Origin of the sequence: Sedimentibacter sp. (assembly GCF_038562225.1) — a bacterium.
Lineage (GTDB): Bacteria > Bacillota > Clostridia > Tissierellales > Sedimentibacteraceae > Sedimentibacter.
Genome location: NZ_JBCFAS010000007.1, coordinates 1 through 13,875 on the forward strand (window position 1 = coordinate 1; position 13,875 = coordinate 13,875).

Sequence of the window (13,875 nt, forward strand, 5' to 3'; positions counted from 1 at the left end):
ATAAAATAAATTTCTAAAAATTTTAAGAATATTTCAAAAATCTTGTCCCCAAATTCATATTTAAATTGTTTATATGGTAAAGAGATAAAAAATATGAAAAGGAAAAGGTGATTAGAATGAACTACGATGCCACGTCAAACATTTGGTACTACAAACTTTTTTAATCAGACTGTAACAAAAAATGAAGCATATAATAATTACATCAATCGTAGAAATATGTCCGTTTATACGTTACCATCACCATCATTGAAGCAACAATAAAAACATTTAAGAGTGAGCTTAAACAATGAAAGTTAGTAATAGATCGAAATATATAATAATAATTATTTTTTTAATTTTTATTGTCTATACATTTATACCTTTTAAAATTGAAAAAGTGTTAAATAGGAAAATAAATTTTCATGAGATAAAAAGTATTGAGATTATAAATCTTGTTAACGCTTTCACGAGTAATGAATATTCAATAAAAGAAACGGAACAAATTATAGATTTCTATAAATATTTAGAGAATTTAAGAGTACGCAGATGTATTATTGTTCCTGAGTTTTATTCAATTCAACCAAATAAGACTTATAGAATCACTTTGATAGGTATTAATAAAGTTTTAGTGATAAGTATTAATACCGATCAAGTAAATGAATATATTACAATAAATAATAAAACATATATAATATTACCAACTGAAACTGAGCATTGGATTGATAACATAAAAAGTTTATGGAGCGGTGTTAAATGAACAACTTGGGCATGAGACTTACGGTTTTAGGAGGTGATTATTCTACATCTGTCTATGTAAAGAATGTCTCAATGGTTTAACAACTTACATATAGGCGTTATTTAGAACATCAAGTATATGCAAGTATCCACATGTTTTATATGGATGTTAACTATAATTGATACAGACACACTTATTGCAAAATGCAATAAGTGTGTCTTGAATTGAAAGAGATATATTAAAAAGATAAGTAGGAATTTTTATGAAAATAAATAATAAAAATTTAATTATAATATTATTAACAATAGGTATACTTTTGGTCGGGTGGAGCGTTATAGAAAGTATAAACAAAAACACATATGAGAAATACAGCTATGATGTTAATAGATTTGAAGAAAATTATCAAAGACTTATGATTTCATTAGATACTTTTGTTGAGATGCCTACTATCGAAAACTATAGTGAAATACAATTTAGAATGGGAGTAATGTCTAGCACTTTGACTTCGCTTTATAAAAGCATGAGAGACTGTTATAAGAAGGGCTTGATTGAGAAGGATATATCACCTTATGAAGGGGCAGAAGTAGTTGACACAGTAAATAGGGAACTTCTTTCTTCTTCAGAATTGATAACAAAATCAATAAATTTAAACGGAAGTCGTTTAGAGTTAGATAAAAATAAAATAAAAGAACTTTATGAAAACCTAAATTCACTTAATGCACTTTTAAAACCGTATTATGATGATTTAAACCATTATTATAAATAAGCTACATTTTAAAAAACATAATAATCTAATAAGAAGTGAATAAAAAACATAATATTAGTATAAATTTAAAAATTTTTCGGGCAAATCCTGGGCAAATCTTCATAATAAACAATATAAAACGGTATTAATAAAAATGTAGAGAACTCCATGAAAACGCTGAAATTTACACATAGTATTAATACCGTTCTACCCCTTAAGATTCGGGGAGGTAAAGCTACTCGCTTAAAATATAAAGAAGCACATGAGCACGAAGAAGTAAGCAATATGTAATTAACCAATTGAAGAAAGGCACTGACTGCAACAGGTTGGTGTCTTTTTAGTTTTTTGATTATTACAAATTATTAAAAAGCAGAACCTTGAAACGGCAAATATTTATTGTCGATTCAGGGTTTTTAAAAAAAATAAATAAAAAATGCAGAAATTGAAATGTTATTAATAAAATTTTTGTTTTTATTTACAACTTGTTTAAATGGAAATGTTAACAATACAGCAACAAGTAAAGTAAACACTTTAAACAATATTGATTTGACAACGTTTTTTTAATTGACAACACCAATATGTCATAGTACAATAAAGCAAACGTTATAAAGAGGTATGTATGACTAATATAAGTTTTTTTAATAAAAAATATAATAAACTTACAAAAAAACAACAGGAAATATATGAATATATCATAAGCAATTATGAAGATGTTGCTTTTTTATCTTTAAAGGAACTATCAAGGCGTGCTAATGCATCGGAAGTTTCAATATTGCGATTATGTGAAAATTTGGGGTTTAAAAATTTTATAGGATTAAAAGAAGCTTTACGTGATAATGAAAAAAGCAATTTCAGTTTTAAAGATATAGAATATATGGCGCGGCATTCGTCAGATTCAAAACAAAAAATGAAAAGCTTATTCAAAATGATTTGTTTTCTTGAACGAAAAAATGTTGAAGATATGATAAAAGGCGTAGAGGTTGACAAGTTTTTTGAATGTGCAAATGAATTATTGAATGCGAATGATATAACTATTTTTGGCCATAATGCTTCAAAAACCTTGGCTGATTATTTGTCCTATAGGTTAATCTATTTGAGATTAAAGGCATCATCTATAAAATTAGAGGATAATGATGCTGTTAGGACTGCCCTTGCAAGGATTGATAGCAATGATTTCATTATTTTGTTTTCATTTCCCCCTTATCATTTACCAACCGTGGAAGTAATAAAATATGCTAAGATGAAAGGTGCAAGAATTATAACTATTACTGATAGTATAAATTCACCCGTTATCACCGAAGATGGATACAATTTTCTATGTAAGACTGAAACGCCATTTTTTTACAATTCATTAGCTATGCCAATGAAATTTATAGAACTTCTTACATCGTTTATTGCAATACAGCTTGGTGAGCAATTGGACAAGATTGTTAAGGAAGAGCTGTTGGTAAGTCAATTTATTAATGAAAACACACAATTTTCAGAGGAAACAGAAAGTGATAAAGATTATTAGCTAATGTTTATTCATCTATAAAATAAAGTTTGGGGAATATTCTCTTTTGTAAAAATATAAAATTACGGGGATAAATCAAATGAACTTTTCAGAAAAAAATGCAGGGGATTTATATAAATCATTAGAACGAATTTTTCGACCGCAGGAATGCACGGATATTTTTCCAAGGGTTGGCATACAGCATCACAATACTGATTTAGTAAAAAAAATTTATACCTCAACATTTGCTTCTGAGAAAGTAATAAATGAAGTTTTGTCAAGGAATGAAAAGGATATTCTGATTTTTACACATCATCCTGTTCCGCCTAAAGCAAATGAGAACTTGGCGTATCCGGATATACCAGACCATTTAATACATCGAATGAAGGAAAATCGTATTAATCTTTTTTCTTACCATATCCCTTTAGATAGGCACAGCATATTTTCTCCAAGCTATACCCTAGCCATAACATTGGGTTTAAAACCATATGATACATTTTATCTTCAAAACGGTGTATATATGGGGGAACTTTGCTATGGAGGTTATGGGAATGTGGCTGACTTGTGCACAAGCATGGAAAAAATCTTGGGACATGATGTGAAATTATATGCTTACGGCGACACGGGAATTAAAAATAAGCGTATTGCGGTTATGGCTGGCTGCGCAAAACAAGACATATATGAATTTCTTAAAAAACAAGGCATTAACACATTTGTAACAGGCGTGACGAACAAGGAAGTCTTTTGGGTTCCCAAAATACACGAGCTTGCTGAGCGTAACGAAATTAATATTATTGGAGGCACGCACTATTCAACAGAGAAATTTGCTTTAATATCCATTTCAAATTGTTTTATAAAACTTGGGATACCATGCGAATTCATAGAAGAAAAGCCTAATATGAGTGATATATAGAAAGGTGAATCATCGCATGTTGTTATATATTATGCACATCCTTTTATTTTATGGGAAGGAGGCAGCAATGATAGTACAAACATGATAATACTAAGGTTCTTAATAAAAGGATTAGATATAAGTAAATAATTAGAATACAAAATAAAAAAATAGAAAGTATTTTTAACGGAGTGTGAGACATGTATAAGTATATATTTAGACGCGTATTGATGTTGATACCTGTAATTATTGGCGTAACATTCATTGTATTTTTTATTTTGAATCTTTCACCGGGAGATCCGGCAGCAATAATTTTAGGTGACCAAGCAACTGCGGAAGCATTGGAAATGAAACGTGAGGAGTTGGGATTAAACGACCCGATATTTGTTCGATATGGCAATTATATGGTTAATTTAGTACAAGGGGACTTAGGTACATCTTACAGAAACAATTTAGATGTTTGGGATCAAGTTATGCAAAGATTCCCTAATACTTTTATTTTAGCTGTAATAAGTACACTTGTAGCATTATTAATTGGGATACCAACAGGGATAACTTCTGCGCTAAAGCAATACTCAATGATGGATAACATTTCAATGATTATTGCTTTAATAGGTGTTTCTATGCCGGTCTTTTGGTTAGGATTAATGTTAGTAATATTTTTCGCATTAAATTTAAAAATTTTACCTTCACAAGGTATGGGCGTAGGGTTTATACCGCTTATTAAAAGTTTAATATTACCTTCATTTAGTTTGGGAGCTATGTCTGCAGCTGTAATTGCAAGAATGACTAGGTCATCTATGTTGGACGTAACTCGTCAAGATTATATTAGTACTGCAAGAGCAAAAGGGTTATCTGAAAAGATTATAACAAATCACCATATGCTAAAAAATGCTATGATACCTATTATAACTGCAGTAGGGTTACAGTTTGGAACGCTTTTAGGAGGTTCAATGCTTACAGAAACTGTTTTTTCCTGGCCTGGTGTTGGACGTCTGATGATAGACTCAATAAAATCTAAGGATATTCCGTTGGTATTAGGTTCGGTTATTTTCCTTGCAATAATGTTTACAGTTGTAAATTTAATTGTAGATATAGTCTATGCATTTGTTGATCCGCGTATAAAGTCGCAATATAAGAGAAAGTAGGTAATCACATGGAAAAAGTTAAAAATGCAAATAAAGTAAGTGAGCAACGTTCTTTATGGGAGGATACCTGGAGAAGATTCAAAAAAAACAAAATGGCTATGATTGGTTTATACTTTATGATTATACTTGTCATAATAGCGTTTGCCACCATATTTATAGATATAGCAACAGATCAATCTTTTTATAACCAACATATAATTAAACAAGATTTACGCAGAAGACTAGAGGGACCCAGCCCTGGGCATATTTTCGGATTGGATGAATTTGGTCGAGATGTATTGATGAGAATGCTTTGGGGTACACGTTATTCGTTATTTATGGGGACAATAGCAATTGTGTTATCTTGTATTGTCGGAGGAGTTTTGGGAGCTGTCTCAGGTTTTTATGGAAAAGTGACAGATAATGTAATAATGAGGTTAATGGATATTCTTTTAGCTATTCCTTCCATGCTTTTAGCAATAGCTATAGTTGCTTCGCTTGGAACAAGCTTAATTAATGTTTTAATAGCAATCGCAGTATCATTGATTCCAAGATTTGCACGTACAGTACGTGCATCAGTTCTTACTGTTAAAGACCAAGAATTTATTGAGGCAGCAAGAGCAATTGGGTGTAGTGATTTTAGAATTATTTTTAAATATATTATTCCAAATTCACTGTCTCCGTTAATTGTACAGTTTACTCTTGGAATTGCTAGCGCAATTCTATCAATAGCAGGGCTATCATTTTTAGGGTTGGGAATTCAGCCTCCAACACCAGAGTGGGGCGCAATGTTATCAAATGCAAGAACTTATATAAGAGATGCTTGGCATGTTACGGCAATTCCCGGGTTAGGCATCATGTTTACTATACTTGCACTAAATCTTGTTGGTGATGGGCTTAGGGATGCACTAGATCCAAGACTAAAAAATTAATAAATTGGAAAGGTACGATGATATGGGTAATTTATTAGATATTAAGGACTTAACTATATATTACGAAACAGATGATGGTATTGTACAAGCATTAAATGGCGTTAACCTTAAATTGGGCGTTGGAGAAACTCTTGGTTTAGTCGGTGAAACCGGTGCAGGAAAAACTACCTTGGCACGAGGTATAATGGGACTTGTACCAAATCCTCCAGGTAAGATAGTAGAAGGCCAAGTTTTATATGAGGGTAAAGATTTAACAAAATTAGCAAATGTGGAAATGCAAAAAATACGTGGGCAACATATTTCAATGATTTTTCAGGATCCCATGACCTCTTTAAACCCTGTCTTAACGGTTGGAGAACAAATTATGGAAGTTATAATTAACCATAATAAAATAACAAAGGCAAATGCGAGAAAATTGGCCGAGGATATGTTGGAGAGGGTAGGTATTCCAAAAGAACGATATGATGAATATCCGCATCAATTTTCAGGAGGCATGAAGCAAAGGGTTGTTATAGCTATTGCATTGGCTTGCAATCCTAAAATTCTTATAGCTGATGAACCAACTACAGCTTTAGACGTTACAATTCAGGCACAAGTGCTTGACATGATTTACAAATTAAAATCAGAAAACAATACATCCATGTTGCTAATTACGCACGATTTGGGGGTGGTTGCTCAAAACTGCGACTATGTAGCAATTATATATGCAGGAGAAATAGTGGAGTATGGCTCATTAAAAGAGATTTATAAAGAAACAAAACATCCTTACACTGAAGGATTATTTGGCTCTATTCCAAGTTTAACTGTAAATGTGAACAGGTTGCAAGCCATAGTTGGAATAATGCCGGACCCGACAAAACTGCCTAAAGGGTGTAAATTTTATGATAGATGCAAATATTCAAAACCTATTTGCGCAGAAAAACTACCGGATATGGTTCAGCTGGGTGAAACTCATCAGGTTAGATGCATTCTTTACCAGTAGAAAAGAGGATAATAATATGATTGAAAATAATGAATTATTAAAAGTCGAACATTTAAAAAAATATTTTGATACACCAAGCGGACTTTTACATGCTGTAGATGATATGAATTTTTCTATTAAAAAAGGCGAAACCTTAGGGGTAGTTGGAGAATCAGGATGTGGAAAGTCTACAATGGGCCGTGCAATATTAAGGCTTCATGAACCAACATCTGGGAAGGTATTATATAAAGGTGAAGATATCATACAATATAATAAAGCTCAGATGAAAAATATGAGAAAAAAGATGCAAATAATTTTTCAAGACCCATTTGCTTCTCTTAATCCAAGGATGACCGTTAGTGAAGCAATAATTGAACCTTTAATTGTACAAGGGATTTTCCTAAAGTCAGATAAAGAAGGATTAAATGCACAAGTTGATAAAGTAATGGAGTTAGTTGGTCTTGCCAAAAGGTTGATAAATACGTATCCTCATGAACTTGATGGAGGTAGACGTCAAAGAATTGGTGTTGCCAGAGCATTAGCTGTTAACCCTGAATTTATAGTATGCGATGAACCTGTTTCAGCTTTAGACGTATCAATTCAAGCTCAAATATTGAACTTAATGCAGGATTTACAGGACGAGTTAAATTTGACTTATATGTTTATAACACACGATCTTTCAGTTGTAAAGCATTTTGCGAACGACATAGCGGTTATGTATTTAGGTCAAATGGTTGAGAAGGCCCCTTCAAAAAAATTATTTGAAAATCCAGTTCATCCATATACAAAGGCTTTACTTTCTGCAATACCGGTGCCGGATCCTGATTATAAGATGGAAAGAATATTGCTTAAGGGAGAAATAACATCACCTATTAATCCAAAGCCTGGATGCCGTTTTGCAAAAAGATGTCTTTATGCTACTGAATCTTGTATCGGTGGAGATATTGCAACTAAAGAAGTGGAACCGGGACATTTTGTAAATTGTGTATTAGCTTAAACTTGGTAGAGACTGTAAAACAGTTTTTATAAAAATTAGGACAAGGAGAAATATATGAAAAGACAATTAAAAAAACTCGCATTATTTGCAATGATTGTTGCTATGTTGGCTATGACGGTGGCTTGCTCTCAGAATGCGGATAATACTCCGGCAAACAATGACAAACAACAAAGCGACAATGGACAGCAAAACACAGAAAAGCAGTACAAAGATACATTAGTTTGGGCACAAGGAGCTGACATTACATCTTTAGACCCGCACCAAGGTAAGGAAACAACAGCAGTACAAGTAACAGATCAAATATTTGACACACTAACAGTGGTAAATGCGAAAACAGGTGAATTGGAACCTCAAATTGCTGAAAGTTGGGATCAACCTAATGATACAACTTATGTTTTTCATATAAGAAAGGGTATAAAGTTCCATGATGGTTCAGAACTTACAGCTGATGATGTAAAATTTTCTCTAGACAGGGCAATTGCTTCTGCTGCAGTTTCTTATATTGTAGACTTTATTGATACTGTTACAGTTATTGATAGTTATACTGTTGAGGTAAAATTAGATGCGCCATATGCCCCTGCATTAAGAAATCTGTCGGTACCATTTTCAGCTATAATTCCTAAAGCAATAGTAGAAAAAGATGTTGATGCCTTTATTAAAAACCCAATTGGTTCAGGCCCATACAAATTTGTAGAATGGAAACAAGGTGATTCTGCAACACTTGAAGCTTTTAATGATTACTATGCTGGAGCACCGGCAACTAATAAATTAGTTATGAAAGTTATACCTGAAGCTGCACAAAGAACAATAGCATTGGAAACTGGTGAAATTGATTTGGCGTATGATATAATACCTAATGACTTGGCTAAAGTTAGAAGCAACCCTGATTTAACATTATTTGAAGCTCCATCATTAACATGTTTCTATATTTCTATGAATACGAATAAGAAGCCATTTGACAATGAGAAAGTTAGAGAGGCTATAAGTATAGCTATTGATAGGGATTTAATAATTGATACAATTGCTTCAGGTTCAGGTGAAGCAGCAGATGCCATAATTGCTCCCGCAGTATTCGGTTATTTTAGCCCTGGTAAATATGAATACAATCCTGAAAAAGCAAAACAATTGTTAGCTGAAGCTGGATATGCTAATGGCTTCGAAACAAGTATCTGGGTAAATGATAATCAGATACGTATAGAAGTATGCCAGGCTATTCAAGCAATGTTACAGGAAGTTGGCATCGAAGCAAAGGTTGAGGTTCTTGAATTTGGTAAATTTATTGCCGATTCTTCTGCAGGAAAACATGACATGGGATACTTTGGATGGGTTACTTCAACGACTGATGCTGATTACACATACTATTCTTTAGAGCATTCTTCACAACAAGGTGCTGCTGGTAACAGGTCATTTTTGAATAACCCTGAAGTTGATAAATTGATTGAGAAAGCAAGAACTAGTACAGATGAAAGTGTTAGATTAAAAGCTTATGAAGATTTATCAATTTTACTTAAAGAGATCAATAATAATGCACCAATATATTATTCAACAATAACTGCAGGTGCTAGTGCTAAAGTTGAAGGGTTTGTTATGGATCCTATAGGATATCACAAGTTAACAAACGTAAAGGTAGCAAAATAATTTTAAGTACAATCCTACTTTATGCAGTAGGATTGTGCTTTTAAAAAAAGAAGGAGGAAAAATGATTGAGATTATCAAATTTAACATGGCCTAAAGCAAAAAAGTATTTTGATGAAAATGATATGGTTATTGTAGCAATCGGAAGCATTGAATGCCATGGTAGACATTTACCTTTAGGTACAGATACATTAATACCGGATAAAATATTAGAACTTATCGAAGAAAAAAGCGATGTACTAATTGCGCCTACTATCCCATATGGTGCTTGCCAATCGTTGGAGGATTACCCTGGAACAATTAATATTGATAATGAGGTATTGTATCAATTTTTATATTCAGTTATAGACAATTTATATAGGCATGGTGCAAGAAAAATCTTAATATTAAATGGGCATGGAGGAAATATAAAAGTTATTGAAAGGATTGGACTTTCATTCGAAAAGAAAGGTGCGATGGTCGTGATGCTTAATTGGTGGCTCATGGCATGGGACATGAACCCAAAATGGAAAGGTGGGCACGGAGGTGGAGAAGAAACTGCCGGTGTGATGGGAGTTGATCCATCTTTAGTAGATGAAGAGGAAATAGGCGGGCCATTAGAATTGAAAAATATTAGTGACAATTTAGTAGCCACCGGGTTTAGAACTATTCGTTTTAAAGGAGTAGAGTTTGAAGTGCTAAGGAATACACCTAATGTTACTGATAATGGATGGATTGGTCCTGACCATCCTAATACCGCAACAGTGGAATGGGGTAAAGAAATGCTCCAAACAACTGCCAACTATATAGTAGATTTAATTGAAGAATTAAAATTAGTAAAACTTTAAAATTGGTGAATAACATGGATAAAAAAAATACTTTAAAAATGATTGCTGATATAACTAATGCAAATGGGACTTCCGGCTTTGAAGATTTAGTGGTAAATGAATTGCGCAAATATTCAAGTGATTTAGGTATCATAAAAGAAGATACTCTTAGAAACTTGTATGTATATAGGAAAGGAAATAAAGGAAACAGGCCGATAGTTCAATTGGACGCTCATAGTGACGAAGTTGGATTTATGGTACAAGCAATTAGACCAAATGGAACATTGCAGATAATACCTATAGGTGGGTGGATAAACAGCAATATACCTGCTCACAAAGTGTGGGTTAGAAATTCTGAAGGTGAATATATATTAGGTATTACTTCAAGCAAACCACCTCATTTTATGACAGAAAAAGAACGAAGGAATCCATTGGATATTTGTGATATCACAGTTGATGTTGGTGCTACGTCAAAAGAGGAGGCTACCGATAAGTTTAAAATTAGAATTGGGGAACCTATTTGCCCGACAGTATCTTTTGAGTATATTGATGAACATGATTTAATGATAGGAAAAAGTTTTGATTGTAGGTTAGGCTGTGCTTCAATTATTAGTACGCTTAAGGAACTTGAAAATGTAGAATTGAATGTTGATATAGTGGGTGCAACTGCTTCGCAAGAGGAAGTAGGGGTTAGAGGCGCCACACTGACCACAAATATAGTAAAACCTGATATAGCAATAGTATTTGAAGGCTGCCCAGCTGATGATACTGTTGTTCCTGAGTATGAAATACAAACTGCAATAAAAAAAGGACCCATGTTGAGGCATATTGATTCAAAAATGATAACTAATCCGAGGTTTCAACGTTTTGCTTTGGATTTATGTAAGAAGAATAATATACCGGTTCAAGAATCTGTAAGAAGATCTGGTTCTACAAATGGAGCAGCAATTCATTTATCAAATAAGGGCGTACCAACAATTGTTATAGGAATACCAGTTCGATATGCTCACACTCATTTCGGCATATCTTCATATGAAGATTATGCTAACGGAGTGGCTTTGGCTTGTGAGATCATTAAAAATTTAAATGTAGATGTCTTAAATAACTTTTAAGCTTCAAACATAACTATATAATGATTCAAAGGGAGAAATGCTATGAGGTTAGAACATCATTCATGGATTCAAATACAAGAATATTTTGAAAAAAAAGATATTGTCATTTTACCTCTTGGAAGTGTGGAAAATCATGGTTCACATCTTGGCTTGGGAACAGATTTCATAATACCTGATAAAATTATAGATTTGCTGGAAAGCAAAGTAGATATTTTAAGCATTCCTGTTATGCCCTTTGGCATGGCTGACCATCATATGAATTTTCCAGGAACAATATCTATAGGGCATGATGGTTTGTTTGTAATAATGACAAAAATAACAGATCAATTATTTAATTATGGTGCAAGGAAAATTATATTTTTAAATGGTCATGGTGGAAATACGCCTGTTCTTAATAGAATTGCATTAAATATGAATAAAAAGGGTGCTATTTGTGCTATAATCGACTGGTGGACTCTTGCAGGGCAAATAGACCCAAACTGGAAAGGTGGGCATGCTGGGGCACAGGAAACTTCAGCTATGCTTTACATAAATCCTGACTATGTACATATGGATTATGCAAAAGAATTTCATGCACAGAATTTATCGGATGAATTAGTTTATGCAGTAGCAAATGAAGTATTATGTAATGGAATACCCATTTCTGTGCCACGCTCAGTTGAAAAATTATCGACGTCTGGTTGGTACGGTACCGATAATATTAAGACAGCTACAGCTGAATGGGGTAAAGAAATGCTTGAAAGTACTGTTGATTATATAGCAGATTTTATTTTAAAGTTTGAGAAAGTAAAGCTATAAACATAGAGGTTTAACAAACAATATTTTACTTTTTTAATACACATCCCTCTAATAAAAAGAAAAAGGCCATTTCATTTAAATTGGCTTTTTTCTTTTGAAATTTATTTATAAATTATATTCGAATTTTTCTAAAGTATCGCAAATATATTGCATGTGCTTTTCATTATATCTTTGATCGCAAGAAATCGATAAAACATTATTATATATGTAATTAGCATTTGGGAAAGATTCTAAATTTACTGAATCATTTATAGGCCAATAAATCGTACTAATGATTTTATTACTTGTTAAATAGTTTTGTAAATCTGATCTTTTATTTGAATAAATTGTAAGGTGGCTTGGAACAGAATCATCATCAAGATCAGGAAATACTAATGTGAAATTTGAATTTTCTTTCAGATGATCAATGAGATATTGATAATTAGCCCTTCTTCTTTCAACCAAAGCTTGTACATTAAAATGCTCTGCAACTTGTATGGAGTCTTCATCACTTTTATATATGTTAAATACTTTTCGTAAATTCATTTCAGCATTCCAGAATATTGTTGTTGCTTCTTGTAAATTGTCGGAATCTGAATGCTCTAAATATTCTTTTTTCATGCTCATGGCTAAATTTCTGGCAGCAATATGATTTTTATCAGAATCTAATAGACTAAAGATAAATTTTCCATGTGTTTTAATTGCAAATCCGCCTGATGCAATGCCTATCCATTTTCGAAGACTTCCGACTATATAGTCACAACTAGAGTCAATGCCATTTCTTGAAAACATGGAATGAGTGGTATCTTCTATCACTGAAACACCATTTTCTGAACATTGTTTAATAAAATTCCTATCGTAATAACAAAATCCAAAATATCCACATATTAAAATTACACTGATTTTTGCAATCAATTCATTGTTAAAAATAGGTTTCATATTTTTATCTATATCATAAAACATCAGCTCATAACCGGATTTTAAAAAAGGGGCTATTACGGTTTCGCAAGTATATGCTGGTAAATACGCTATTCTTTTATCATCTTTTAATTTAAGATCCTCTAATGCATAGTATATGCCGCAACGACCGGACATTAAATATGCCAAATCACCATCAATGGGGCACATACTTTTTAAAAAGTTATTTCTATTTTCACTCAGTTCCTCGTTACAAAAAAAACCGCCAATCTCATTCATATGAGCCTCCATTTGCCGCTACCGCTGACGGCACAAATAGTGTTAAAAATGGTGTGTGGATGTCACCGCTTTTTATATTAATTATAATACACAGTACGTGTTAATACAATTGTTATATATAAATATTAGGACAGCCGTCTCATTAGAAGAAACGAATTATGAAACAATAGATTTAAAGAAGATATCAAAGAATTCAGTATAAAACAGAATGAAGGGAATTCTATAAAAACAATGAATTTTACAAATAGTATTAATACCGTTTTTTTCCTTAAGATTTGGGGAGGTAAAGCTACTCGCTTAAAATATAAAGAAGCACATGAGCACGAAGAAGTAAGCAATATGTAATTAACCAATTGAAGAAAGGCACTGACTGCAACAGGTTGGTGTCTTTTTAGTTTTTTGATTATTACAAATTATAAGTCAAATGCTATGCTGTTAATTATAATCAAAAATAGTAATCCCAGAATATGGAACAAATTACAGAAAA

At 32.5% G+C, this 13,875-nt stretch carries 13 protein-coding genes; 12 read left to right on the top strand and 1 reads right to left on the bottom strand.

Annotated features, from left to right (window positions below; translation table 11 throughout):
- The first annotated feature begins 286 nt into the window (after positions 1-286).
- The 12 genes from AAGU76_RS18410 to AAGU76_RS18465 all read left to right on the top strand — a co-directional run bounded on the left by AAGU76_RS18410 (position 287) and on the right by AAGU76_RS18465 (position 12,212).
- Complete coding sequence (locus AAGU76_RS18410) at positions 287-736, top strand: hypothetical protein (RefSeq protein WP_342486985.1); 450 nt, start codon at positions 287-289, stop codon at positions 734-736.
- 241 nt (positions 737-977) lie between these two features.
- Positions 978-1,481: a hypothetical protein gene (locus AAGU76_RS18415; RefSeq protein ID WP_342486986.1), complete on the top strand. Its 504-nt coding sequence runs from the start codon at positions 978-980 to the stop codon at positions 1,479-1,481.
- A 598-nt stretch (positions 1,482-2,079) separates the two neighbouring features.
- Complete coding sequence (locus AAGU76_RS18420) at positions 2,080-2,973, top strand: MurR/RpiR family transcriptional regulator (RefSeq protein ID WP_342486987.1); 894 nt, start codon at positions 2,080-2,082, stop codon at positions 2,971-2,973.
- A gap of 79 nt (positions 2,974-3,052) precedes the next feature.
- Positions 3,053-3,865 (top strand): Nif3-like dinuclear metal center hexameric protein, encoded by an 813-nt coding sequence (locus AAGU76_RS18425; protein WP_342486988.1) that lies wholly within the window; start codon positions 3,053-3,055, stop codon positions 3,863-3,865.
- Positions 3,866-4,044: 179 nt separating this feature from the next.
- Positions 4,045-4,992 (top strand): ABC transporter permease, encoded by a 948-nt coding sequence (locus tag AAGU76_RS18430; protein WP_342486989.1) that lies wholly within the window; start codon positions 4,045-4,047, stop codon positions 4,990-4,992.
- A gap of 8 nt (positions 4,993-5,000) precedes the next feature.
- Positions 5,001-5,903, top strand: coding sequence for an ABC transporter permease (locus AAGU76_RS18435; RefSeq protein ID WP_342486990.1), 903 nt, complete (start codon positions 5,001-5,003; stop codon positions 5,901-5,903).
- Between the two features lie 22 nt (positions 5,904-5,925).
- Positions 5,926-6,885 (top strand): ABC transporter ATP-binding protein, encoded by a 960-nt coding sequence (locus AAGU76_RS18440; protein WP_342486991.1) that lies wholly within the window; start codon positions 5,926-5,928, stop codon positions 6,883-6,885.
- 16 nt (positions 6,886-6,901) lie between these two features.
- Positions 6,902-7,861 carry an ABC transporter ATP-binding protein gene (locus AAGU76_RS18445; protein ID WP_342486992.1) on the top strand — a complete coding sequence of 320 codons (960 nt, stop codon included), beginning with the start codon at positions 6,902-6,904 and terminating at the stop codon, positions 7,859-7,861.
- 54 nt (positions 7,862-7,915) lie between these two features.
- On the top strand, positions 7,916-9,499 hold the full coding sequence (locus AAGU76_RS18450) for an ABC transporter substrate-binding protein (protein ID WP_342486993.1): 1,584 nt from the start codon (positions 7,916-7,918) through the stop codon (positions 9,497-9,499).
- 65 nt (positions 9,500-9,564) lie between these two features.
- Positions 9,565-10,323 (top strand): creatininase family protein, encoded by a 759-nt coding sequence (locus AAGU76_RS18455; RefSeq protein WP_342486994.1) that lies wholly within the window; start codon positions 9,565-9,567, stop codon positions 10,321-10,323.
- 14 nt (positions 10,324-10,337) lie between these two features.
- Positions 10,338-11,414, top strand: coding sequence for a M42 family peptidase (locus AAGU76_RS18460; RefSeq protein WP_342486995.1), 1,077 nt, complete (start codon positions 10,338-10,340; stop codon positions 11,412-11,414).
- Positions 11,415-11,456: 42 nt separating this feature from the next.
- Positions 11,457-12,212 (top strand): creatininase family protein, encoded by a 756-nt coding sequence (locus AAGU76_RS18465; RefSeq protein ID WP_342486996.1) that lies wholly within the window; start codon positions 11,457-11,459, stop codon positions 12,210-12,212.
- Between the two features lie 105 nt (positions 12,213-12,317).
- Here AAGU76_RS18465 and AAGU76_RS18470 read toward each other — a convergent pair whose 3' ends face one another.
- Positions 12,318-13,388 (bottom strand): DegT/DnrJ/EryC1/StrS family aminotransferase, encoded by a 1,071-nt coding sequence (locus AAGU76_RS18470; protein ID WP_342486997.1) that lies wholly within the window; start codon positions 13,386-13,388, stop codon positions 12,318-12,320.
- Positions 13,389-13,875: the final 487 nt, after the last annotated feature.

What these genes read in the sequence shown, in the direction of transcription:
- AAGU76_RS18465 (WP_342486996.1), top strand. Translation starts at nt 11,457, where the DNA reads ATGAGGTTAGAACATCATTCATGGATTCAAATACAAGAATATTTTGAA.
- AAGU76_RS18410 (WP_342486985.1), top strand. Translation starts at nt 287, where the DNA reads ATGAAAGTTAGTAATAGATCGAAATATATAATAATAATTATTTTTTTA.
- AAGU76_RS18440 (WP_342486991.1), top strand. Translation starts at nt 5,926, where the DNA reads ATGGGTAATTTATTAGATATTAAGGACTTAACTATATATTACGAAACA.
- AAGU76_RS18425 (WP_342486988.1), top strand. Translation starts at nt 3,053, where the DNA reads ATGAACTTTTCAGAAAAAAATGCAGGGGATTTATATAAATCATTAGAA.
- AAGU76_RS18445 (WP_342486992.1), top strand. Translation starts at nt 6,902, where the DNA reads ATGATTGAAAATAATGAATTATTAAAAGTCGAACATTTAAAAAAATAT.
- AAGU76_RS18470 (WP_342486997.1), bottom strand. Translation starts at nt 13,388, where the DNA reads ATGAATGAGATTGGCGGTTTTTTTTGTAACGAGGAACTGAGTGAAAAT.
- AAGU76_RS18430 (WP_342486989.1), top strand. Translation starts at nt 4,045, where the DNA reads ATGTATAAGTATATATTTAGACGCGTATTGATGTTGATACCTGTAATT.
- AAGU76_RS18415 (WP_342486986.1), top strand. Translation starts at nt 978, where the DNA reads ATGAAAATAAATAATAAAAATTTAATTATAATATTATTAACAATAGGT.
- AAGU76_RS18435 (WP_342486990.1), top strand. Translation starts at nt 5,001, where the DNA reads ATGGAAAAAGTTAAAAATGCAAATAAAGTAAGTGAGCAACGTTCTTTA.
- AAGU76_RS18460 (WP_342486995.1), top strand. Translation starts at nt 10,338, where the DNA reads ATGGATAAAAAAAATACTTTAAAAATGATTGCTGATATAACTAATGCA.
- AAGU76_RS18420 (WP_342486987.1), top strand. Translation starts at nt 2,080, where the DNA reads ATGACTAATATAAGTTTTTTTAATAAAAAATATAATAAACTTACAAAA.
- AAGU76_RS18450 (WP_342486993.1), top strand. Translation starts at nt 7,916, where the DNA reads ATGAAAAGACAATTAAAAAAACTCGCATTATTTGCAATGATTGTTGCT.